We start from the raw sequence: 22,329 nt of genomic DNA, 5'->3' as shown, positions 1-22,329 counted from the left end.
CAGTCGTGTCCGCGCAAGCCGCTCCCGCCGTCACCGGCCCCCGGCGGGCGGTCCTGGGGGCAGCCGGCGGCGTCGCCGGACTCACCCTGGTCTCACGTGCGCTCGGCTTCCTCCGCTGGATCGTGCAGGCGACCACGGTGGGAGCCGGCACGGTGGCCGGTGCCTACGCCACCGCCAACCAGGTACCCAACGTGCTGTACGAGGTGGTGGTCGGCGGGGCACTGGCCGCAACGGTGGTCCCGCTGCTGGCCGCCCCGATCAGTGCCGGACGCGATCATGACGTGGCCCGCACCGCCTCCGCACTGCTCACCCTGGTTCTCCTGGTACTGACCCCACTGGCCGTGATCCTGGCTGCTTGTGCGGTCCCGATCGCCGGCTGGTTCCCCGTCTCCCAGGGCGTGGATCCCGGCCTCCAGCGGGACCTGGTGGCGGCGTTCCTGCGCATGTTTGCCGCGCAGATCCCCCTATACGGCATTGGTGTGGTGCTCACCGGCGTGCTGCAGGCCCACGGCCGCTTCACCTGGCCGGCTCTGACTCCGGTCCTGTCCAGCCTGGTGGTGATCGCCACCTACGCGGTCTACGGGACTCTGGCCGACGGCGCGGAGACGGCCTCACCGGCGGCACTGCAGCTACTCGGATGGGGCACCACGCTGGGGGTGGTCGCACTGTCCCTGCCATTGCTGTGGCCCGTACACCGCCTGGGTGTGAGCCTGCGGCCCACCCTGAGCCTGGGGCGCGCCGAAGCGGCCAGGGCACTGCGTCTGGGGGGCGCCGGGGTGTGGACACTGCTCGCCCAGCAGCTCAGCGTCCTGGCTGTGCTGGCGCTCGCCCGCGCCGGCGGAAACACCGGCACCGTCGCCGTCTACCAGTACACGCAGGCTGTGTACGTGCTGCCCTATGCAGTGCTGGTCGTCCCGGTCGCCACCGTCATCTACCCGCGGTTGGCCGCTGCCTTCACTCGCGCCGACGGCGACGCGCTCCCGCTGACCGCCCGCTCCACCGCGTTGGTTACCGGCGTGGCCGTGGCCGGGGCGGGCATGCTGCTGGCTGCCGCCGACGGCGCCGAACGCTTCTTCGCTTTGTTGGCCGACGTGGGCGGTATGGGGGCCTCTCTGGCCCTGCTGGCACCGGGCCTGGTCGGTTACGCCCTCATTTACCAGGTCACTCGGGCGCTGTACGCCGCCGACCGGGCCCGTGGGGCCGCGTGTGCCGCGGCTGCCGGCTGGCTCACGGTCTCGTTGGCGTCCTGGGCGGCAGTGCGGCTGCTGGCTCCGCACGGCGGAGACGGGGTGGCCACGCTCAAGGGCCTGGCCCTGGGCACGACCATCGGCATGTGTGTGGCCGGCATCGGGCTGCTGGCTGCGCTGGCCTGCCGTATGGGGGTGCGGGTGCTGGCCCCGACGGCGCGCGTACTGGCATTGACGCTGCCCGTCGCCGCCGTGGCCGGGTTCGCCTGCAACTGGCTCAGCCGCCAGCCCGAAACCGTCGCCGGCGGGGTGGCCGTGGCGCTGGCCGGAGCCCTGTTCACCGCCGCGGCGACCGGGGCCGCCATATGCGTGGTGGACCGCGAACTGCTGGCCGCTCTGCGCCGCCCCGCGCATCCGGACACCGGCGTTCGCGGCGCAGGTGGAGCACCTGAGTCACAGGAGACGAAATGAGCCTGCCTAACGACACCCCATCAACCGCCCCGGATACCTCTCCCGCGGAGTCGGGGGAGGCACGGGCCCGGCTGCGCATTTTGGAGGTTTCCGGCAGTGCCGCCGGCGGCATGCGCGCCCACGTCGCCGAGTGCGCCAGAATTCTGGCCGGGGCGGGACACGACGTGATTGTGGAGGCACCGGCCGACGTGCTGGATGGCGCCGACTTGGGACAGGCACGGGCCGAGCTGCTGACGATCGGCGCACGTCCCGCACCCGGTGACGGCGTCGTCGTGGCCCGCCTACGTCGACTTGGCCGCCGCGCCGATGTGGTTCACGCCCACGGGCTGCGCGCCGGTGCCCTGGCGGCGCTGGCCCTGGGCGGGCCGCGACGGGGCCGGGCCCGTCTGGTAGTGACCATCCACAACCTCCCCGTCGGGGGGCGCCTGACCACCGTCGTCGGGAACCGGCTGGAGCAGCTGGTGGCCGGGCGCGCCGACCACATCCTCGCGGTCAGCCCGGATCTGGCCGAGCGTCAGCGCAGCCGCGGCGCGCAGCGTGTCGAGCTCGCCGTCATCCCCGCGCCTCGGCGCAATACCGAGGGTCTGGCCCCGCGCGCCTCCTCCGTCGAGTCCGCCTGGCGGGGCGCCCCCACGCGGATCCTCACGGTGGCTCGGCTGGCCCCGCAGAAGGGTCTGGACCTGCTGCTGGACACTGCGGCCCTGCTGGCGACGCCCGCCGTATCCGACGCCGCGGCAACAGACTTGGTGTGGGCGGTCGCCGGCGAGGGACCGGGACGGGCAGCCGCCGAGGCCCGTATCCACGCCGAGTCATTGCCCGTGAACCTGCTGGGCCGGCGGGAGGACATGCCCGCGCTGATGGAAGCGGCCGACGTCGTCGTGCAGACCAGCCTGTGGGAGGGACAGCCCATCGCGCTGCAAGAGGCCATGCAGGCGGGCGCTGCGATCGTCGCCACCGACGTCGGCGGGACCGCCGCCACCGCCCACGGCGGCGCGATCCTGGTACCGCCGCAGCCGCAGGCCCTGGCCGACGCGATCACCGGGTTGCTGGCCGACGCCGAAGCCCGCGCGCAGGCGCGGGAACGAGCTCGACAGGCGGCCGAACTCCTGCCCGACGAAGCCGATCTGCGGGCACAACTGCAAGCCGTCGTCGCCCACCGCTGAAACGCCGAGAATCGGAGGAGAGAACAGTGAATCGAGAAAGTCTCAGGGACACCCACGATCTGACACGCCGCGTCGTGAGCCACGAGCGCGCCTGGTCGGGGCCGATCTTCGCCGTCGACGATGACTCGGTGATACTGGGCGACGGGCTCGCCCCGGTGCGGCGGCAGACGGTCGCCCACCACGACGCCGTGAACATTGTGGCGCTGCGGGAGGGGAATGACTCCTCGCAGCCGGATGCGGCCGCTGAGATCCTCATGGTGCGCCAGTACCGCCACCCCGTGCGGGCCATGCTGTGGGAGATCCCGGCCGGGTTACTGGATGTGCCGGGGGAGCAGCCGCTGGCCGCGGCGCAGCGCGAACTCGCCGAGGAGACCGACTACGCCGCCGCCCGCTGGGACGTGCTGGTCGACTCCTACGCCTCACCCGGATTCACCACCGAGGGGGCACGGTCCTTCCTCGCGCGTGAACTCACACTACTGCCGGCGGAGGAGCGGATTCCCCGGGAGGCCGAGGAGGCCGAGTTCGAGCCCACCTGGGTGCGTTTCGACGACGCCGTGGACGCGGTCATGCACGGCCTGCTGCACAACCCCTCCACCGTCATCGGGATTCTCGCCGCCGCACGCGTGCGCGACCTCGGTTACACGGGCCTGCGGCCCGCCGACGCCGCCTGGCTGCGGAGCCCGGAGAGTCTGTGAAGGCGCGCAACCGGCGGATGGTGTCATAACGGACTACGACTTTAAGCTGGAGAATGTCCTGGTGTTGGTTCACACGGCCAAGTCGGCCCGCGGAGGGCGAAGCTCGTGTGTCGGTCCTCCGTCCTCGCCATGGGGTAATCACCATTAGTCTTTTTTGATCTCGATCGCACCGGCTTCGCCTTTCGCGCCATCCTCCCCTAAGATCCTGGCTTGCCCTCTGTTAATACCGGTATCGATAGCTGTCTCCGTATCGATGATTATGTTGTCCGGGTCATGATCATCTCGTTTGATGTCAGTGGCCCAGTTGTGGACCTGATCGTTCTGATCGTCGGTCGGGGGCACATCGAGGTTGAAACTGGTGGTGCCATCATCGTTGGTGACACACCACGTGTAGGACTCGTGAGTGTATTCATCCTGGCAGTACTCGGGGTTGAAGGCATCGGGGTCAGTTATGAGTCCTTGGTTGACGGCTTCTGCGTACGCCTGAGTTTCAAGTGTGGTACGAGTGTTGGGGAGAGGGTCGTCGAATTCGGGCAACTCGTCCGAGGCGACCAAGTCGACTAAGGGCTTGGCCACGGTGCTGCCGATTCTGTAAGACCAAGGTGGCTTGGGGCCTCCCACAATGGTGGTTGCCAATGTGAACCCTAAGCCTATTGCCTTCTCGGCGGCCTCATGTTCCGCTGTTGCTGCATCTTCCAGGTCCGTCAGGCGCACGCTGCCAATCGCGTTGAGGTACCCGTATACGGTCCCGGCATCATGATACTTGCTCTTCAGGCTGGAGGCATCTTCGACGTTGGAATGGTCTTCCAATGCGGCGTCGGTGAATGCAGTGTATATGGTGGTGGAGGCGACCTCATTGTCGATGACTCTGTAGATGAGCGTGGTGTACAGGTCGGTGTCCGTATAGTCACGATCCCCGTCGGTATGCAGGTCCAGTCCTTCTGGCGATCCACCATCGGCGATCTTGAGGCCCTGATCAGACGTGTTGGCAATCACTACAGACAAGTTCTCCTTCATAGTATCGGTGTAGTCATCAAAAGGCACGTCGTAGGCGAACTCCATAGATCTAGAGATGACCCAGGTTGCAGCGGCTGCCTTCCCGGAATCTTCACTACCGCGCATGGAGGAGGCGCTTGCCATCGTTGCGGTGAGGACGTTGAGTCCGTTGCTCTGACCCGGATAACGGGTGCTGAGCATTTCCCACCGCGTTTCTGCCTGCTTGCCTGGTTCCCACTGCCCATACTTAATCTCGCCGTCAGCGCTGAGATACATTAAGGCGGCCTCGGGGTTGTTTCCCATTGCGTACAGGACGCCAGATAACGGGTCAAAGGAGTGTCCATCCAAATACGAGCCGAGTCGCTGTCTTGCGTAAGAAGATGCCTCGGCGTCTTGGATGTCACGGGTCGCGGAGACAGATCGGACTGTATTCCAGTCAATTTCCTCAAGGTTATCGGCGAGGGCGTTGAGGAAAGTGCTATTGAACTCAAGGTCGCTTACATGGTCGTCGTCGGCGTCGTGCCCTCCAACGATGGCGTTAAGTACGGTTATGCGACCCCACTCGCCTACGCCGTCAACGGATTCGGCGATGGTTGTGGCCATCGACTCGCACATATCGTCGTCCCATCTGGTGGACGCAGAGGCCAAGAGTACGCCTAGGAGATCAGCGAGTTCGTCGGCGTTGTCTTTGCTGGAAGCAACATGGGTGTTTGAGGCAACATCGAGTGGAAGTTGAGTGAGGTTCTCTGGTCCTATGGCGTTGATCAGCGCGGCAGCGTAGGCGGGATCGTCAGATCGTCCCCGTATGGCTTCTATGATCTGGCTGTACGAACGACCGTTTGATTTGGTCATGTATGGGCCGGTGACAGTTTGCAGATCGTGCGCGTCGATGGTGGCTTGTGACCAAGCGGCCAGGTCGTCGATCGTGTTGATGGTGGTCTCGTCGGGAACCTCGCAGCTGATATCCCCGTGCGCGTTCATACTGCCGACGCCGGACTCGTTTACCGCGACGATCGCGTCTTTGGCATTCTCCAGATCATCTGCCCTGCTTCTGACGCAGTCGATCGCACCTCTGGCGTCGGTCCGAAAATCGGAAAGATCCATAGGATCATGCTCATCCGCGCACTTGTTGTCTATGCTGGTGACGGCGGCGGCGCAGGAGTTTGAGAAATCACGTAGGTCTTGAATCGCGGTTGCCAATTTGTCAGCGTTCAGAATGACTACAGCCATGAGTATGTCGCCCTCTTATTTGTTCTTGGTGTCGGTTGCTTGTTTCGTCATAGCTAGTTGGGCCATTCGGCTGCTGGGTCACTCTCGTCGATGTCCTCGGGCAAAGAGTTCTTTTGCTCGTTAATCGCGTCTAGCAGATTACTGAATATGCTATCGACCGCATCAACATCGAGTTTGGTGTCTTCAGTCGAAGTATCCGCCAATGGGCCGGCCCATGTATCAGGGGCGTTGATGGCGGAGCCGTGCTCCTGCCCCGGTGAGGATGTCCACGGCAACCATGAAGGTGCATTTGTGGAGAATCCCAACTCGGAGTTCTTTCGCGAGACGTGTCCGCTCAGACGTTCAAGCGCCTCACGCTTCGGATTGGTAACCATTATAACTGCCTCCATTTAGAACGGGCGTTGGCTCGAGCTGTTTCATTACGGTTGAGTCCAGAAGGTTCATGGTTGTTTGGTTGGTTGGGTGTTGAGGGTTTGGATTTCAGCGACGGGGATGGTGGTGGTTGTGGATGTGGTGTGGGTGTCCATGGTTCCGGTGGCGCCGTCGGTGGCGGTGTAGGTGATCGCGTAGGACACTTTGATGTCCACCGGGGTGACGCTGTCCTTGAAGTGCGCGCTGGACCGGTTGAACACGATCTTGCAGTCGGTGCCCTTGGCGTCGTTCTCTTCAGTCCAGGGGATGCCGAAGCCGGTGCAGGTGGCGGTGCCGTCCTTGGGCTGGAGGGTCAGCATGGAGGCCGTGGCGGTGATTGTGGCGGTCGTCGACCCCGCGGTGGCGGTCACAGTAACCTCCTTTGGGGTATCACCCGTGGCCCACACCCAGGTATCCATACCCACGATCGTGGCCCCCACATCCCCGACGCTGGGGTTGTAGCCGATCGTGGCGGTCGGGATCGTCACCGCATCCCAGGCCGCCCGCGCCAACGTCTCACCATCCACCTCCGGAGCGGGAGCAGACTCGCCTGCGGGAACATACACGGGGCCATTCGAGGTGAATTGCCCGAGAAGCTGCTGGAACTCCTGCGCATCGTCGCCGTTGTAGTACGTCCAATCGCACCACGGCAGGTACCAGTGCCCCTCAGTGTCATCGGCGTAGGAGCCGTAGTCCGGATACATGCCCTTGATGATTTTGTCATTCTCCGGCCGACCGCCATGAACTGAGGCCTGTCTGAGGGCCTCACCCGAATCGAGCCACTCGGCAACCTCCTCACCCGTCCTGTCCTGCCTATACCAGCACACCGGATGCACCGCGGCAGTCACCGACTGCGACGACACCGTCGCGCCACCCGAGCCGGATCCGTCTGCCGCAGCCGACGTGTACTGGGCGGTAACCGTCATAGTCACCGAACCATCCTCGCTAGCGGACACCGAGCCGGAAGACGAACCCGAACCGGCATGGACGTCTTGGATCTCTTTTGCCCAAGCACCCGGGACAAACCCGGCCGACACGGCGAGGAACAATAGCATGACGCAAGCTATCGGCAGCGATCGAGTTCTGAAGTTCGCCATTTTCATGCCACACATTCATTTACGGTCAGAGTTGTTTCATCCGATTCCTTCCAAGTCCCATCCTCGTATGTCATGGTGATAACCGTCTCATAACGGCCTTGGAGGGTCTCGGGATTGCTGATGTCGTTCCCGTCCGCATCGTAGGCCACAAGATCCGATTGATCGCCGCAGATCGCGACCTGTGCCCCCACGTAGTCGACAGCGGTGACCACCTTAACCGAAACTCTGACCGTCCCATCGGTATGTCCATCACCGAGTTCCTCGAAGCCGTTCTTGAGCCTCTGGTATGCCTCTGTAGTCATGAGTGGTTCGGCGTTTTCTACGCCGGTGCGGGTGAACCAGATGTTCCAGGTGACCTGGTCGTAGTTGATGAAGGCCTTCAGGACTTCAGTCTGCTGCTCATCCAGATCCTCAGGGATAGAGGTAACCACGTACCGGTCGGTGGACAACGACTCCGCCGTCACCACACCCGCAGCCTCCGCCGAGGCCGCAGCCGACGCAGACGCCTCAGCGGCGGCAGCCGACTCCGACGCCTCCGCCGACGCGGCAGCCTCCGGATCATAAGTAGGGATATTCAAGGGGTTGTCATCCGACTCAGACGAGCACGCCACCAGGGGTGTGCTTGTGAGCAGCAGCGCCAGCAGGCCTGCCGACAGACGGCGTCGGCGGGGGCGAGTGGTGGGTGATGGCGGCTGTATGTCGGTCCGGCCGATAGTGATGGGGTGGCTTGGCGTCATTGAAAGCCTCTGCAGTGTGAGGGTTGGATCGCAGGCTGTGTGTGGTGCGGACTTCGGAGGACGTGTGTGTTTTGGAATGATGGTCTTAAGAGGCAGGGGCGGTCGGCGTGCCGGATCATGCAACCCGAACGCCGACCGCCCCATGCGTGTCGCTTGCGAGGAGACTCAGCCGTCGTACGAAGCGACGTCAGCGAGATCCGCGGCGTCAGTCACGCCGTTGGCCGCAGCGATGTTGTTGTGGTTGCGCGCCACGTCCGTCGCGGCGTCGGCCAGGACGGCCTCGAAGGCGGTGAGCTTGGGCTTGAACTCGTCCCAGGCGGCGCGGAAGGACTGCGCGTTGGGGCTCTCCCAGTTCGCGTTCTGCAGTGCCGTGTCCGTGTCCGAGTGGATCGAGTGGGCGGAGTCCACATCGGTCTTGAGGGTGTTGTAGAGAGTTTCAAGGGTGTCGAGATCTGCGGTGGTAGTTGCCACTAGTAACTCCTCGGGTTCAGGTTCGGATACATCTCTGTCGCTTGTCTCTATCGCTTGAGAGATGGGTACGTGATGATGCTCGCGTACCGGGTAACTGTTAGGGTTCCATGCCGAGGATGTCGGCGCAAGCGCTTCGGGTAGAACTACCCATGCGAGGCGTCGGAGGCTTCGAGGTGTAACTTCGAGGATGCGGCTAGATTCTGCGGATTTGTGCCCTCCGCTGGCCGGAAGTGTTGTCATTGCCTCAAGCGTGCTCGCAAAGTTGTCATGGTGTGACCGGGGGACTCGAGGTAACGTACGTCCGTCTCATCCTTTCTCCCAAGCGAGGTTTCCAACATGTCTCAGCCCCAGGACGGGCGTGTCCTTCGGCGTCGTGACCGCGATGCCCGTGGTGTGTCGTCCAGCCGTGCTCGGCGTGAGCGGACCGCGTCGCGCCTGCCTGCGGCCCCCGGTGAGAGGCGCCCGTTGTTGGCCGCGCTGGCGGTGCTGCTGATCGTGGGCGGGGCGCTGCTGGCTGGATTGCTTGCTACTCGCGCCGACCATCGAGTCGAGATGCTCGCAGCGGCCCGCACGGTCGCTGCTGGCGCGGTAATCACCGAGGATGACCTCGTCTCGACGCCTGTCTCGTCCACACTCGACACGCTCATCCCCGCCAGCCAAGCTGAGCAGCTGGTCGGGCAGACGGCGCGGACAGAGATCGCCGAGGGCCAGCTGTTCGACACCTCTCAGCTGCTGAACTCGCCATTGCCCGGCGACGGCACCCAGGTGGTCGGTGTCTCGCTTGAGATCGGTAGATTCCCCGCGGGGGGCTTGGCTGCGGGCGATGTGGTGGACGTGGTTGACACCGGCAGCGGCGCCGTCACGGTCCGCCATGCGCAGGTGCTCACTGCGGTCTCCACCTCCGGTTCGGACAATGACTGGACTTCCGGTTGCGTGCTGTCCCTGATTGTCGATGAGGCCGACGCCGCCGCGCTCGCCCAGGCCGGCGCGGGCGGGAGCATAGCCGTGGTCCTGACCGCCACCGACCAGCCGATCGGAGAGAGCTGATGCTGATCTCGGTCGCCTCCGCCAAGGGCTCGCCCGGCGCCACCACCGCAGCGCACGTGCTGGCCGCCATCTGGCCGCGTGACGTGCGCCTGGCCGAACTGGACCCGGCCGGCTCGGACCTGATGTACAGGCTGCGTACCCAGTCCGGCCACCCCATCGATTCCTCGCGGGGTCTCGTCTCGCTGGCTGCCGCGGCACGACGCGAGTCTCGGGCTGCTCTGGATGAGCACTTGACCGCCGTCGACGGTGGCTTGAAGGTGCTCGTCGGCCTGGCCCGTCCTGATCAGGCGGCAGCCATAGGCGCCGGCTGGTCGGCCGTCGCCCATAGCCTGCGTGGCACGACCGACGTCATCGCCGACGTCGGGCGACTCACACCGGGCGCCCCCAGCCTGGCCGTAGCGCTTGCCTCCGATCGCCTGCTGCTGGTGAGCCGCCCAGGAGTCGACCAGTACGGGCACCTGCGTGAACGCCTGCGCTGGATCACCGAGGAGACGGCGCACCGAGCCGAGCGGCCCGAACTCGGCGTACTGCTCGTCGCCCGCTGGAAAGAGCGCCACGAGGCGCAGGCCCTTGGCCAGCTGTTGCAATCCGGAGGTTTGGACGTACCGGTGGTTGGCGTTCTCGCGCATGACGATGCGGCGGCGGACGCCCTGTCGGGACGGCGACCCCGCCCGCTGCAGAACACGCTGTTGGTGCGTTCCGCCCGGGAACTCGCCGCCGTTCTGGCGGGATTGGTGGTGCGGCGATGAGTGTGGACCAGAACCTCGTACGCACCATGCGCGAGCAGGTTGCCGACCTACTCGCCAAGCAGCGGCACGACGACGCCGCCTCCGGCATTCCGCCCATGACTCCGGAGGACGAGCGCCAGTTCGCCCGGGCCCTGATCGGACGTGTGCTGGAGCAGTACGCGCGCACCGAGATCGCCGCCGGACGCAGTCCCCTGGACGCCCAGGCGGAGGAAGAGGTCTCCCAGGGCATTCATGCCGCCCTGTTCGGCGTCGGGCGGCTTCAGCCTCTCTTGGAGGACCCCGACGTCGAGAATGTCGACATCAACGGCTACGACAACGTCTTCATCCAGTACGCCGATGGGCGGGAGGAACGCGGGGCGCCGGTAGCCGACTCCGACGACGAGCTCGTAGAACTGGTCCAGGTACTCGGCTCCTACTCGGGTCTCGCCTCCCGCCCCTTCGACTCCGCCAACCCACAGCTCGATCTGCGGCTACCGGACGGCTCGCGCCTGTCGGCCGTTATGGACGTGTGCTCCCGCCCCGCCGTCTCGGTACGCCGCGCCCGCCTGGACAAGGTGGGACTGGATGAGCTCGTGGGCCTGGGCACCATCAGCCCCCGGCTGGCCGCCTTCTGCTCGGCCGCGGTGCGCGCCCGCAAGAACATCATGATCGCCGGTGCCACCAACGCCGGCAAGACCACCTTCCTGCGTGCGCTGGCCAATGAGATCCCGCCGTCAGAGCGGCTCATCACCGTTGAGCGTGCGCTCGAGCTCGGCCTCGGAGAATTCTCTGACCTGCACCCCAACGTGGTCGCCTTCGAGGAGCGCCTGCCGAACTCCGAGGGCGCCGGCGCCATCACCATGGCCGACCTGGTGCGGCGCTCGCTGCGCATGAATCCCTCGCGCGTGATCGTCGGTGAGGTACTGGGAGACGAGATCGTCACCATGCTCAACGCCATGAGCCAGGGCAATGACGGCTCCCTGTCCACCATCCACGCCAACTCCTCGGCGGAGGTGTTCAACCGCATCGCCACCTACGCCATCCAGTCCGCCGAGCATCTGCCACAGGACGCCACCAACCTGCTGATCGCGGGCGCCGTCGACTTCGTCATCTTCCTCACCCGTGAGAACCGCTTCAGTGAGGGCGGCTCCATGCGCCGTTATGTGGCCTCCGTGCGCGAGGTCAATGGTGTCGACGGACGGGTGCTGTCCAGCGAGATATTCGCCGACGACGGCTCCGGTCACGCCCAGCCGGCGGCGCCCATCGAATGCATCGCCGATCTGATAGAGGCCGGCTACGACCCGGTTGCCACGTATGCGCGGGGGGCCTGATGCACAACTCGACCGCCATGGCAGCCCTGCTCGCCGGCGCCCTCGTGGGTGCCGGAGCCTTCCTACTGATCATCTTCATCATGGGCGTCGACCCGCTTCCCGCCCATACCTCGCACACCGAAGCCGGCCGCAAGCCGCTGATCCGGCGGGACCTGCGCCGGATCCTGCTTGCCGCCGGAGTCGCCCTCGCCGTGCTGGTGCTGACCCGCTGGGTCGTGCTCGCTGCGGCGGGCGGTGTGCTCGTGCTGGTGTGGCCACTGCTGTTCGGTGGCGCCCGCCAGGAGCGGGAGGCAGCCGCGAAGGTGGAGGCGCTGGCCGCCTGGGCGGAGTCACTGCGCGACACGATCGCCGGCGCAGTCGGCCTGGAACAGGCCATCCCCGCCACCGTCTACGCCGCGGCCCCGGCCATCCGCGAGGACCTGGCACTGCTGGCCGACCGGATGCGCGTGCGCGTGCCCATGGGTACCGCCCTGCGGCAGTTCGCCGACGATCTGGACGATCCCACGGCAGACCTGATGGTGTCCGCGCTGATCATGAACTCGCGGTTGCGTGGCCCCGGACTGCGTCAGCTGCTCGGTTCACTGGCCGACACCGCACGCGCCGAACTGGACATGCGCCAGCGAGTTTCGGCCTCCCGCGCCGGCACCCGTCGCTCCGCGCAGATCGTCGTGATCTTCTCCATCGTGGTGATGCTTGCGCTAGCGCTGTTCAACCGAAGCTTCGTGGAGCCGTACTCCAGCGTCCAGGGACAGCTGGTCCTGCTCGTGGTGGTGGGGCTGTTCGCCGTGGGTCTGATGTGGATGCGACGCCTGGCCGGCGTGGTCCTTCCGCGCCGTTTCCTGACCGTCACGAACGGGGGTGCCGCATGAGCATCTGGATTCTGGTCGGCGGTGCCGTCAGCGGGGCCGGCGTGCTGCTGCTGACGCTCATCCTCGTGCCGCCGCGGGTGCAGCCGGCTCCGGCACTGGCTGAGTTGGACACGCAGCGTGATGAGGCTCGGCTGCGCCGCGACGCCCGCCGCCTGAACCCGGCCGAGGGCGCGCTGCCGGATTGGTTGGACACGGTCGGCTTCCGCTCGGCGGCACTGCTAAGGCGCACCGGCATAGGCCTGGGCTCGCTGTCATCCGACCTGGCCATGGTGGGGCGGTCTCTGGAACGGCACCTGGTGATCTCGCTCATGTGCGGGTTGGCTGCATTTGCCGCGCCACTGACCCTGGTCGGGGTGGCTACCGCGCTCGGCAGCATCACCTCCTGGGAGACGCCCGTGCTGGCATGCCTGGTACTCGGCGCGCTCGCGGTCATCCTGCCCACCGTCAGGTTGCGTGGGCAGGCAGATGCGGCGCGCCGGGACTTCCGGCACGTGGTGGGCTCCTACTTGGACCTGGTGTCCATGTCCCTGGCCGCCGGTCGGGGCGTGCCCGAGGCCCTCGACTCCGCCGCGACACTGTCCGACGACCCGGCGATGGTGCGCATCCGGGATGCTCTGGCTGCCGCGCGCCTTCGCGGTGAGACCCCCTGGGCCGCCATGGGACAGCTCGGTGACCAGTTGCGGATTGACGAGCTGCGCGACCTTTCGGCCGCGCTCGCGCTCGTCGCCGAAGACGGCGCCAAGATCCGCGAGTCCCTGTCCGCCCGCGCCACCAGCATGCGGCGGCGTGAGTTGGCCGACGCCGAGGGCAAGGCGGGGGAGAGCTCGGAATCCATGCTGGTAGCACAGCTGATCATCGCGATGGGGTTCATCGTGTTCCTCGTCTATCCGGCCCTCGCCGGAATCATGGGAAGTACCTGACCGGGTACTCCCGCGCCACAAATCACCCAGAAAACCCTGCAGAAAGGAAATCACCATGCTCCGCCTAATGTGCACACTCCAGATCCTCGCCGGTACGGTTCGGGGCCGCCTGAACGCCCACGCCGGCGAAAAGGGCGCCTCCACGGTCGAGTGGGTCATCATCACCGGCTTCCTGATTGCCCTGGCCGCCCTGGTCGGACGCGTCGTTTACGGGCTGGTCCAGGACGCGTCCTCCAACCTCGAGGTGCCGACGATCGGCAACAACGGCGGCGGCGACAACGGGTGACCATGTCTGCCTGGATTTGCAAGCGACTGCGGGCGGAGACCGGGGCCTCCTCGGTGGAGCTCCTGGTCTTCTTCCCGCTGTTGATGCTCATCATCCTCATCACCGTGCAGGTCGCGCTGTCCTGGTACGGCCATGAGGTGGCCATCTCCACCGCCCGGGAGACGGTTCGGATAGTGCGCGACGGCGGCACCGCCCCGGCTCAGGTCGCTCAGGCCGAGGCCGACGGCGCTCGCTATGCCACGCGGGTGGGCAGCGGCCGTGCACTGACCGATGTCGACGTGCACGTCGACATAGACGGCGACGAGGCTCGGGTCACCGTGACCGGTGCCTCCATGGATATTGTCGCCGGCCTCGCCCCCGGCATCGAGGCCTCCGTCACCGCGCCGATCGAGACCTTCAGGGAGGACACATGAGGATCGCCGTGCGCACCTATTCCCGACGACGTGCGCGCCGTCGCCCCCGGTGGCGTGGCGAGCGCGGCACCATGTCGGTCGAAATGGTCCTTATCGCGCCCGCTCTGCTCATGGTGGTCATGCTCGTCGTCGCTGCAGGGCGCTGGGTCTCCGCGGAGGGCATGACCCAGGCCGCCGCCCGTGATGCCGCCCGCGCCGCCTCGATGGAACGCTCTGCCGGCACGGCGGCAGCGGCGGCCGCCTCCAGCCTGGCCGTAGCCGACACCGCCGCCGCCGAGTGCAGGTCCGACACGGACGTGTCCGGCTTCTCCCGTGGCGGCTCCGTGAAGGTGACCGTCAGCTGCCAGGTGCGGCTGGCCGACCTCGGGCTGGTCTTCCTGCCCGGCACCACAACCGTCACCTCCAGTTCGATCTCCCCGGTAGACACTTGGCGGGGAACCCGATGAACGCCTGTCGCAAGGAACGCGGATCCACCTCGGTATTCGCCGTAATCGTCGTTGCGGTGCTCATGGCCCTGGCCGGACTATGCATCGACGGCGGCCGGGTGCTCAATGCCCGTGCCACCCTGGCCGACACTGCCGAACAGGCCGCCCGTGCCGGCGCCCAACAGGTCTCCGCCGGGTCACTGCGTGGCGCTGGCGGAATCGGCCTCGATTCGGCGGGGGCACGTTCAGCAGCAGCCAGCTACCTGAATGCCACCGGCATCGGTGCGGACCGCTTCTCTGTTGTCACAACCGGCCAGGACGTGGTGGTCACGCTAGAGGACGACGTTTCCACGACCATGCTCCGCTTCGTGGGCGTAAGCACCGTGCACGTGAGTGTCTCCGGTGACGCCCACGCCGCAGTCGGCATCAACCAGGAGGAAATGTGACCCCTACACTTCAGCGCACGGCACCGGGTCCGGCTCGCTTCCGCGCGCCAACCCCGGAGCGGCGCGAGCCCCTGTGGCGCTCAATCCTGTCTGTGCTGGTGCTGGGGGCCGTAATCATCGGCCTGCCCTGCCTGCTGTTGTGGCAAGCTGGGCTGCCGCCGCTGCCGCGGCACCTGGACGCCTCACTGCTGACCCGCGCCGTCACCGCTGAGACCGTGCTCGGCGTGCTCAGCTGGGTGGTATGGCTCGCCTGGTTGCAATTCACTGTCTGCACCGTCGTCGAGGTGATCTCTGCGCTGCGCGGCCGCGGCCTGCCCGCGCATGTGCCGCTGGCGGGTGGCACGCAGGCACTTGTACGGCGGCTGGTGACTTCCGCGCTGGTGCTGGGCGCCGTCGCCGCTCCCGCTGCCGTCGCAGCGCCCGTGTCCGCCCCGGAACTCCCCCCGGTCGCGACCATGCAGACGCAGGCCGCCGACACGACGCCGTCACTGAGCCAGGCCGCTGCTTCCGCCACCAGCAGCGCGGACGGGCCAACCGAGGCGAGCTCCCCGGGAGAACAGGCTCAATCCGTCCGCTACATGCTCGGCGATACCGAGCTTCCCGCCGACATCGGGGCCGAACTCGTCGGGCAGCGCGTCTACGTGGTCCAGCCACCCGCCGGCCGCTATCACGACAATATGTGGGATATCGCCGAGCGCACCCTGGGCGACGGTCGTGCCTACCAGCAGATCTACGATCTCAACGTCGGCAGGGTCCAGCCCGACGGCCGCTCGCTGGAACTCGCCCGGCTCATTCAGCCCGGCTGGTACCTGATCGTGCCCGAATCCGCGCAGGACGTGGACCGCGTCGTCGCCGTGCCCGTCGAGGAGACCGCGCAGGCGGATGCCTCTGCGCCCAGTGCTACCGCCAGCAGTGACACCGCGGCGGGTACAAGCGATATGGTGGCGGCCGCCAGCAATGCGGCCGCCGCGGTGCCGGACGTGCCACCGGCCCAGATGCCCGCCATCGGCGCCCTCATGGCCGCCACCTTCACCGCCATCCTTGCCGATCGACGGCGCCGCGCCATAGCGGCGGCCCCGGGAGACGATGCGCTCGAACTCGAACGCCTCATGCGGGTGGGCGCCGACCCGGTCCGCGCGGACCGGTTGTATCGCATCCTGCGCTCGCTCGGCGCCGTGTCGGGGCGTCCCGAGCCCTACGCCGTCGTCATCGATGATGCGGCCTGCCGGCTGCTCCTGCCGCGCCCGCTCCCGCAACCGCCGCTCCCGTGGACCACCGACGACGACGGCTCTACCTGGAGCCTCCCGTCCGGGGACGAGCCGGCGGCGCCTGCCGGTGACGCGGACGGCGGCACAGCCCTGCCTGGACTGGTAACCATCGGACGCGACGAGAATGGGGCAGACATCCTCATCAACCTGGGGGCGGCGGACGGCGACGTGGTGGTTGGGGGAGAACCCACCATGGCCGCCGAACTCATTACCGCCCTCGCCCTCGAGCTCGGTACCAACCCGTGGTCACAGGGAGCCCTCGCATACACCCTGGGGCTGCCGGCGGTCCTGCAACGCATCGTCGGCGATCGCCTGCATGCTGTCGCCAGCCTCGACGACATCTCGCCGGCCCGGGCCGTGGACCCCGACAGCGTCCTCACCGGCCAGCGGCACACCCAGCAGACCTTCGTCCTGACCTCCGGTCAGGAAGCCACGAAACCGGGACAGCACGACCTCAGCCTCGTCAGGACCGGACCTTCTCGGGGTGCACGCTGGCGCATTGAGATCGATGCCTCCGGTATGGCGCGGATCGACCCGCTGGGCGTAGCCGTGACCGCCACCCGGGCAACGGGTGAGGAACTCGATGCGCTCGCCGGCCTGTTGGGCTCCGCGGCTCCCGCGCCTCCGGGAGACGATTCCCGTCCACCTGTGCCGGATCCGCCGCAGCCCCCGCTGTCCACGGTGGCGCTACGTTCGGCCGCCATCAGGATCCTGGTGCTGGGCCCTGCCAGCGTCGACGCTCCGGGGACGGTCGACCCGGACCGCCGCGATCGGCTCACCGAGGCGGCGATCTGCCTCGCCCTGCACCCGCGGGGCATCCGCCCGGAGGCCCTCGGTGCCATGCTCTGGCCCCTCGGCGTCACCGGCGACGTGGTGGCCGCCATGGTGCGGCGCCTACGCGACTGGCTTGGCACCGACTCCCAGGGCATCCCGCATGTGCGCCAGGACGAGGAGGGACGACTGCTTCTCGGCCCGGACGTCGTCTGCGACTGGGACGTGCTGCGCTCCTTGCTGTCCGCCTCCCGACGCAGCGATATCCACCGCGAGGCAGAACTGCTGCTCGAGGCGCTGCGACTGGTGCGCGGTCCGGTGGGCGCTGGGATTCCGGCCGGCGGCTACGCCTGGCTGGCCCGTGTGCGCACCGCTCGCCAGGCCGACGCGCTCGTCACCGACGCCGCACACCGGGCCGCCCAATTACTGCACGACACCGACCCCGACGGGGCGGCGCTCGCGGTCGACACCGGACTACGGGTGGTCGACCTCGACCAGCGCCTGTGGCGGGATCGCTTGCGCCTTGCGGCCGCCCGCGGGCAGGACGAGCTACTCGACGAGGTTGCAGCCCTACTGAACGCCACCGGCGCGGACGAGGTCGCGGAAGTGGATCCGGCTACCGCGGCCCTCGTCGAGGAACTGGCCCCGGGCGCCTCTGTCCGCCGCGCCACCGCCTAAAGCAAGTAATCATGCGCGTACTGCTCAGTGTCCACCCCACCGCCGCCGACGGGCGACAGCCCCGCGACCTGATCGTCACCGCCCAACCGGAATCAACGGTCAGGGAGCTTGCCGACGCGCTCGATCACGCGCTGGTCGGCACGCCCGGCGGAGAGCTTCCGGAGCAGCCGCTCAAACTCGTGGTTGCGCGTCAGGACGATGTGCGCGAGCCACGCCGTCCGTCCCCCTCCCTGTGGACCGGCTCCACCCGATTGGACCCGGGGGCCAGGCTGGGGGAGGGGGCCGTGCACGACGGCATGGTGCTCGGCCTGGGCGGTCCCGCCAACCTGCCCGATGACGACGAGCCCGACGGCGTCGTCGAACTGCGGGTCGTCTCCGGCCCGGGCGCGGGCGCGGTGCACCGTCTTGGGCTGGGGCGCTACACGATCGGGGGTGCCGATGCCGACGTCCGCCTGGAGGAGCAGGAGGCCGGTGCCCTGGTTGACCTTGTCGTATTCTCCGGCGGCCGCGCCGTGCTCAGCCCGCGGGACGAGGCTGTTGACCGGCTCATGGAACCCGCCCCACTGCGGAAGCACGCCTTGCCGGGGCCGCTGGTCCTGGGACTGAAACGGGAGCCTGTCCTCGAGCGCCGGCGCGGAAGCCGGAGAAGCCGGAAGAAGGACGAGACCGACGCGGAGACCGTCAATACTCTGGAGGAACAGCAGCCCGACGCCCCCCGCAGCTTCCTGGAACTGGATCGCCGTGCGCTGCAACCCGACACCGTCTGGGAGGACGGAGCGGTGCTGTCCGTCGGGCACAGCCAGCTGGTCATCGGCCCGGTGCCAACCGCGGACGCGGTAGCCACTCCAACTCCGGGCGAGCCCACCATCGACTTCAACCGGCCCCCGCGCCTGGCCCGCCCCACGCGGGAACGGGTATTCACCCTGCCGCGTGAGCCCCAGCAGCCCCGCAAACCGCCATTTCCGTTCGCGCTGCTCCTGTCGCCACTGGTGATGGGCGGCGGCCTGTACCTGATGACCCACCGGACGACGACGCTGTTGTTCGTGCTGCTGTCCCCGCTCATGATGCTGGCCAACCGCATGCAAGGCCGCTCCAGCCGCAAGCGCGTCTACCGTGACGAAGTGCGGCGCTACCGCCAGCAGAAGGCCGCGACCGAGTCCGCCGCCCACCGGGCCCTACTGGAGGAACGCGGCCTGCGCCGCCTTGACTCTCCGGACCCGGCGGAGGTCCTGCTGCGAGCCACCGGCCCCCGTTCGGGGCTGTGGGAGCGCCGCCCCAGCGACCCGGACTGGCTGGACCTGCGCCTGGGCACCGCGGACGTGCCCAGCGAGGTTGTCCTTCAGGACCCCACCCGCGCCTCATACGAGGAGCCGCTGCGCTGGACCGTCCCAGACGTCCCGGTGACGCTTGGACTCGGGCGGCTCGGCGCCGTAGGCGTTGCCGGAGAGAAGCGGCACCGGGTGGCCGCATGGCTGGTGGCCCAGGCATCCGTGCTGCACTCCCCGGCCGAGCTGGACCTGGTCATCCTGACCGACCCGGGACGGCAGGATCCGGGCCGGTCCGAGTGGGACTGGGCGCGTTGGCTGCCGCACCTGCGCACCCCGGAGGGTGTCGGGGCCAGGGCGCGCGTAGGACTCGACGAGGAGACCGTCACCCGACGCATCAACGAACTGCTTGAGACCATTGAGTCCGGCCCGGCGGAAGGGATCAGTGGACGCCCCGGCCGCATCCTGGTGGTGCTGGACGGGGCGCGGGCACTGCGCCTGGCTCCCGGCATGGTGCGCATTCTGCGCGATGGCCCCCAGCACGGCATTCACCTGCTGTGCCTGGATACGGATCGGACAGCCCTACCGGAGGAATGCCGCGCCGTGGTCGCTACCGGGCCGGGCCCGGTGACTCTCGCAGAGACCGACCGCGATGAGATTGAGCAGGTCAACTTGGATCTCGTGCCCGCAGGGTGGTGTGAGCGGGTGGCCCGGGCCTTGGCCCCGATCCGTGATGTGTCCGCGGCCGCCGCGGAAGGCTCGATCCCCACCAGCTCCAGATTCTTGGACGTGGTCGGCATGCCCGAACCCAACGGCCAGAGTGTGCTGGAGGCATGGCAGCGGGTGGGGCGTACCACCCGAGCCATCATCGGAGAGGATGCGGAGGGATTGTTCGCCGTGGACATCCGCGCCGACGGGCCGCACGCACTGGTGGCCGGCACCACCGGCTCGGGTAAGTCCGAGCTGCTGCAAACCCTGATCGCCTCCCTGTGCGTAGGCAACTCGCCCGATGACATGACCTTCGTACTGATCGATTACAAGGGCGGTGCTGCCTTCAAGGACTGCTCCCGGCTGCCGCACACCGTGGGCATGGTCACCGACCTCGATGGGCACCTTACGGCCCGGGCACTGGAATCGCTCGGTGCCGAATTACGCCGGCGCGAACTGCAGCTGGCACGCGCCGACGCCAAGGACATAGAAGACTATGTGGCGGCCATGAAGCCCGGGGACGAGCCCATGCCACGGCTCATGATCATCATCGATGAGTTCGCCGCGCTCGTGGCGGAGCTGCCCGACTTCGTCACCGGTCTGGTGGATATCGCGCGCCGGGGACGCTCCCTGGGTGTGCACCTGGTCCTGGCCACGCAGCGGCCCGCCGGCGTGGTCTCCGCCGAGATCAAGTCCAACACCAACCTGCGCATCGCCCTGCGCGTGACCGACGAGGCCGATTCCGACGACGTCATCGAATCGGCGGCCTCCGCGCAGATCCCGCCGTCCATCCCCGGACGCGCATATGCCCGGCTGGGGCACGCCAGCCTACGGCAGTTCCAGGCCGCACGGGTAGGTGGGCGCCCCCGCGGCGCCCTGCCGCAGGCGGCGCTGCGCACCAGCGCCCTGACTTTGGCGGAGATGTCCCGTCCCGAGGCGGCCGCGCCCCAGCTGGAGGAGGACGTCTCGATCCCCACCGATCTGGCCACGCTCGTAGACGCCATGAACCGGGCCCACGAGGAAACCGGGCGGCCCACCCCGCACAGCCCGTGGCTGGCCCCTCTGCCCGAGAACGTGACCCTCGACCAGTTGGAGGAACGACAGGACGCCGAGACCTCGGGTGCGGATGCCACGCAGACGAGTGATGACGAGACGGCCACTCCAGAAGCCGAGGCCGAGCTGAGGGCGCGGGGCTTGCTGCCCCCGCTGATCCTCGGACTGGAAGACATCCCCTCCGAGCAGGCTCAGCGGGTGATGAGCTGGGACTACACGCGGGCCGGGCACCTCGGCGTAGCGGGGGCGGCGCGATCCGGTCGTTCGTCGCTGCTGCGTGCACTCGCCGTAGCGGCCGCGCGCACCGCCTCGCCCGAAGACCTACACATGTACGGCATCGACGCCGGTACCGGAGCGCTGTTGCCGCTGGTCTCCCTGCCACACACCGGCGCAGTGGTCACCCGCGACCAGCCCGAACGGTTGCGTCGGCTCACCGACCTCCTGAGTAAGGAGGTCAGCCGCCGCCAGCAGGCGCTCGCCGTCGCCGGATTTGCTTCGATCACCGAGCAACGAGCCGCGGTCACGCCCTCGGAGCGCATGCCCTACCTGTTGCTGCTACTGGATCGCTGGGACGGCTTCAAGGCGGCCTTCGAACAGGTTGACAACGGGCTGCTCCTGGATCGGATGGAGACGCTGCTGCGGGAGGGGCCCGCCGCCGGGCTGCGCGTCGTCATCTCCGGCGACCGCGGCACCTTCAGGGGGCGCATGGGCATGATGCTCGAGGATCGGATCGTGCTGCGCATGCCCGCCGCGGAGGACTTCGAACTAGTCGGCATGCGCAGCCGTGACGTGCCCCAGTCCATGCCTCCTGGACGCGCCTTCCGCAGCGGGACTAGCGTGCGGGAGGTACAACTCGCGTTGCTCGACGCCGACGCAGCCGGTACTGCTCAGGTTGCCGCGGTGCACCGGGAGGGCGAGGAGGCCAAGCAGCGCTGGGGGAAGATTCCGGCGGCCCGTCGGCCCGCGCGCGTGGACGAGTTGCCGCTGGCTATTACGACCGCCGATGCGCTGGCGCTGGGGCCGCGGCCGACTCCGGGCGAATTCGCGCTCGCGGTGGGCGGCGACACGCTGTCCATGCTTCCGCTACGCATGGACGAGGTCGGCAACGGCGTGCTGGTGACGGGGCCGCGGCGCTCGGGCAAGTCGACGGCCCTGTGCTTCGGGCTTCGAACCGCGCTGGACGGCGGCGCCCCGGTGATCCTCGTACTCGCCCGCCGGTCGCCGGTGAGCGAATTCCGAAACCACCCCCGGGTCGTTGGAGTGCTGGACAGTTCGGCCAAGGCCGACGACCTGCGGAAGCTATTGCAGGTCCACGGCACGCAGACCCTCGTCGTGGTGGATGACTACGACGTGCTGGGCAATGATCATGTCCTGGTGAAAGTGTTTGAGGAGCACGTCAAGGCATGCCGTGACCAGAGCGGTGGCGTGCTGGTGGCCAGTGGCGTGGACGAGCTGACAGGCATGTACCGGGGCCTGATGACTCTGATTAAGCGGAACCGGACCGGGCTCATCCTGGCTCCGCGCTCTTCGCAGGACGGCGAGGTCTTGTCCGCCCGCCTGCCCCGTTCCGTGGGGCAACCCGTTCCGTTGGGGCGCGGCATCCTGGTCAGATCGGGCACTTGGGCCTGGGCACAAGTGCCCAGCGGCGGCAGCGCGGGCTAGG

19 protein-coding genes are annotated in these 22,329 nt (G+C 67.6%); 14 read left to right on the top strand and 5 right to left on the bottom strand.

The features are described from left to right. Positions 1–5: 5 nt before the first annotated feature. The 3 genes from murJ to ACGLYG10_RS12765 are packed head-to-tail and all read left to right on the top strand — an operon-like array spanning position 6 to position 3,516. Complete coding sequence (gene murJ / locus ACGLYG10_RS12775) at positions 6–1,658, top strand: murein biosynthesis integral membrane protein MurJ (protein ID WP_073332670.1); 1,653 nt, start codon at positions 6–8, stop codon at positions 1,656–1,658. Continuing rightward, positions 1,655–2,821 (top strand): glycosyltransferase family 4 protein, encoded by a 1,167-nt coding sequence (locus ACGLYG10_RS12770; protein WP_083565904.1) that lies wholly within the window; start codon positions 1,655–1,657, stop codon positions 2,819–2,821. Before murJ ends, ACGLYG10_RS12770 begins: the two co-directional genes overlap by 4 nt. A 26-nt stretch (positions 2,822–2,847) precedes the next feature. Beyond that, the gene (locus ACGLYG10_RS12765; RefSeq protein WP_073332669.1) at positions 2,848–3,516 is read left to right on the top strand and encodes an NUDIX domain-containing protein; all 669 of its coding nucleotides are present in this window, start codon (positions 2,848–2,850) and stop codon (positions 3,514–3,516) included. 144 nt (positions 3,517–3,660) lie between these two features. Here ACGLYG10_RS12765 and ACGLYG10_RS12760 read toward each other — a convergent pair whose 3' ends face one another. The 5 genes from ACGLYG10_RS12760 to ACGLYG10_RS12745 form a co-directional block, all read right to left on the bottom strand. Beyond that, positions 3,661–5,742 (bottom strand): DUF6571 family protein, encoded by a 2,082-nt coding sequence (locus tag ACGLYG10_RS12760; protein WP_139240987.1) that lies wholly within the window; start codon positions 5,740–5,742, stop codon positions 3,661–3,663. A 53-nt stretch (positions 5,743–5,795) separates the two neighbouring features. After that, positions 5,796–6,116 (bottom strand): hypothetical protein, encoded by a 321-nt coding sequence (locus ACGLYG10_RS16045; RefSeq protein ID WP_139240986.1) that lies wholly within the window; start codon positions 6,114–6,116, stop codon positions 5,796–5,798. A gap of 66 nt (positions 6,117–6,182) precedes the next feature. Beyond that, complete coding sequence (locus tag ACGLYG10_RS16720) at positions 6,183–7,079, bottom strand: hypothetical protein (RefSeq protein ID WP_073332665.1); 897 nt, start codon at positions 7,077–7,079, stop codon at positions 6,183–6,185. A gap of 173 nt (positions 7,080–7,252) precedes the next feature. Further along, on the bottom strand, positions 7,253–7,828 hold the full coding sequence (locus tag ACGLYG10_RS12750; protein ID WP_139240985.1) for a hypothetical protein: 576 nt from the start codon (positions 7,826–7,828) through the stop codon (positions 7,253–7,255). A gap of 324 nt (positions 7,829–8,152) precedes the next feature. Continuing rightward, positions 8,153–8,458 (bottom strand): WXG100 family type VII secretion target, encoded by a 306-nt coding sequence (locus tag ACGLYG10_RS12745; RefSeq protein WP_073332661.1) that lies wholly within the window; start codon positions 8,456–8,458, stop codon positions 8,153–8,155. 336 nt (positions 8,459–8,794) lie between these two features. On the opposite strand from ACGLYG10_RS12745, the gene ACGLYG10_RS12740 reads away from it, so the two are divergent. The 11 genes from ACGLYG10_RS12740 to ACGLYG10_RS12690 are packed head-to-tail and all read left to right on the top strand — an operon-like array spanning position 8,795 to position 22,328. After that, complete coding sequence (locus tag ACGLYG10_RS12740; protein ID WP_073332659.1) at positions 8,795–9,505, top strand: SAF domain-containing protein; 711 nt, start codon at positions 8,795–8,797, stop codon at positions 9,503–9,505. Further along, the gene (locus ACGLYG10_RS12735) at positions 9,505–10,254 is read left to right on the top strand and encodes a P-loop NTPase family protein (protein ID WP_073332657.1); all 750 of its coding nucleotides are present in this window, start codon (positions 9,505–9,507) and stop codon (positions 10,252–10,254) included. The genes ACGLYG10_RS12740 and ACGLYG10_RS12735 overlap by 1 nt, the downstream gene beginning before the upstream one ends. Next, a complete protein-coding gene (locus ACGLYG10_RS12730) occupies positions 10,251–11,564 on the top strand; it encodes a TadA family conjugal transfer-associated ATPase (RefSeq protein ID WP_073332655.1) in 1,314 nt (437 codons plus the stop codon). The genes ACGLYG10_RS12735 and ACGLYG10_RS12730 overlap by 4 nt, the downstream gene beginning before the upstream one ends. After that, positions 11,564–12,433 (top strand): type II secretion system F family protein, encoded by an 870-nt coding sequence (locus ACGLYG10_RS12725; protein WP_073332651.1) that lies wholly within the window; start codon positions 11,564–11,566, stop codon positions 12,431–12,433. The genes ACGLYG10_RS12730 and ACGLYG10_RS12725 overlap by 1 nt, the downstream gene beginning before the upstream one ends. Then, the gene (locus ACGLYG10_RS12720) at positions 12,430–13,353 is read left to right on the top strand and encodes a type II secretion system F family protein (protein ID WP_073332648.1); all 924 of its coding nucleotides are present in this window, start codon (positions 12,430–12,432) and stop codon (positions 13,351–13,353) included. The genes ACGLYG10_RS12725 and ACGLYG10_RS12720 overlap by 4 nt, the downstream gene beginning before the upstream one ends. A gap of 55 nt (positions 13,354–13,408) precedes the next feature. Then, positions 13,409–13,639 carry a hypothetical protein gene (locus ACGLYG10_RS12715; protein ID WP_073332645.1) on the top strand — a complete coding sequence of 77 codons (231 nt, stop codon included), beginning with the start codon at positions 13,409–13,411 and terminating at the stop codon, positions 13,637–13,639. Positions 13,640–13,641: 2 nt separating this feature from the next. Next, on the top strand, positions 13,642–14,052 hold the full coding sequence (locus ACGLYG10_RS12710; RefSeq protein ID WP_073332643.1) for a TadE/TadG family type IV pilus assembly protein: 411 nt from the start codon (positions 13,642–13,644) through the stop codon (positions 14,050–14,052). Then, the gene (locus tag ACGLYG10_RS12705; protein ID WP_073332640.1) at positions 14,049–14,498 is read left to right on the top strand and encodes a TadE family protein; all 450 of its coding nucleotides are present in this window, start codon (positions 14,049–14,051) and stop codon (positions 14,496–14,498) included. Before ACGLYG10_RS12710 ends, ACGLYG10_RS12705 begins: the two co-directional genes overlap by 4 nt. After that, a complete protein-coding gene (locus tag ACGLYG10_RS12700) occupies positions 14,495–14,923 on the top strand; it encodes a TadE/TadG family type IV pilus assembly protein (protein WP_073332637.1) in 429 nt (142 codons plus the stop codon). Before ACGLYG10_RS12705 ends, ACGLYG10_RS12700 begins: the two co-directional genes overlap by 4 nt. Beyond that, a complete protein-coding gene (locus tag ACGLYG10_RS12695) occupies positions 14,920–17,640 on the top strand; it encodes a hypothetical protein (protein WP_073332634.1) in 2,721 nt (906 codons plus the stop codon). Before ACGLYG10_RS12700 ends, ACGLYG10_RS12695 begins: the two co-directional genes overlap by 4 nt. An 11-nt stretch (positions 17,641–17,651) precedes the next feature. Next, positions 17,652–22,328, top strand: coding sequence for an FtsK/SpoIIIE domain-containing protein (locus ACGLYG10_RS12690; protein WP_073332632.1), 4,677 nt, complete (start codon positions 17,652–17,654; stop codon positions 22,326–22,328). Position 22,329: the final 1 nt, after the last annotated feature.

This window comes from Actinomyces glycerinitolerans (assembly GCF_900098745.1).
GTDB classification, from domain to species: Bacteria; Actinomycetota; Actinomycetes; order Actinomycetales; family Actinomycetaceae; genus Actinomyces; species Actinomyces glycerinitolerans.
This window is presented reverse-complemented; position numbering and strand designations above follow the sequence as displayed.

What these genes read in the sequence shown, in the direction of transcription:
- ACGLYG10_RS12740 (WP_073332659.1), top strand. Translation starts at nt 8,795, where the DNA reads ATGTCTCAGCCCCAGGACGGGCGTGTCCTTCGGCGTCGTGACCGCGAT.
- ACGLYG10_RS12725 (WP_073332651.1), top strand. Translation starts at nt 11,564, where the DNA reads ATGCACAACTCGACCGCCATGGCAGCCCTGCTCGCCGGCGCCCTCGTG.
- ACGLYG10_RS12690 (WP_073332632.1), top strand. Translation starts at nt 17,652, where the DNA reads ATGCGCGTACTGCTCAGTGTCCACCCCACCGCCGCCGACGGGCGACAG.
- ACGLYG10_RS12760 (WP_139240987.1), bottom strand. Translation starts at nt 5,742, where the DNA reads ATGGCTGTAGTCATTCTGAACGCTGACAAATTGGCAACCGCGATTCAA.
- ACGLYG10_RS12720 (WP_073332648.1), top strand. Translation starts at nt 12,430, where the DNA reads ATGAGCATCTGGATTCTGGTCGGCGGTGCCGTCAGCGGGGCCGGCGTG.
- ACGLYG10_RS12735 (WP_073332657.1), top strand. Translation starts at nt 9,505, where the DNA reads ATGCTGATCTCGGTCGCCTCCGCCAAGGGCTCGCCCGGCGCCACCACC.
- ACGLYG10_RS12710 (WP_073332643.1), top strand. Translation starts at nt 13,642, where the DNA reads ATGTCTGCCTGGATTTGCAAGCGACTGCGGGCGGAGACCGGGGCCTCC.
- ACGLYG10_RS12700 (WP_073332637.1), top strand. Translation starts at nt 14,495, where the DNA reads ATGAACGCCTGTCGCAAGGAACGCGGATCCACCTCGGTATTCGCCGTA.
- ACGLYG10_RS16720 (WP_073332665.1), bottom strand. Translation starts at nt 7,079, where the DNA reads ATGACGGTTACCGCCCAGTACACGTCGGCTGCGGCAGACGGATCCGGC.
- ACGLYG10_RS16045 (WP_139240986.1), bottom strand. Translation starts at nt 6,116, where the DNA reads ATGGTTACCAATCCGAAGCGTGAGGCGCTTGAACGTCTGAGCGGACAC.
- ACGLYG10_RS12705 (WP_073332640.1), top strand. Translation starts at nt 14,049, where the DNA reads ATGAGGATCGCCGTGCGCACCTATTCCCGACGACGTGCGCGCCGTCGC.
- ACGLYG10_RS12770 (WP_083565904.1), top strand. Translation starts at nt 1,655, where the DNA reads ATGAGCCTGCCTAACGACACCCCATCAACCGCCCCGGATACCTCTCCC.
- ACGLYG10_RS12730 (WP_073332655.1), top strand. Translation starts at nt 10,251, where the DNA reads ATGAGTGTGGACCAGAACCTCGTACGCACCATGCGCGAGCAGGTTGCC.
- ACGLYG10_RS12715 (WP_073332645.1), top strand. Translation starts at nt 13,409, where the DNA reads ATGCTCCGCCTAATGTGCACACTCCAGATCCTCGCCGGTACGGTTCGG.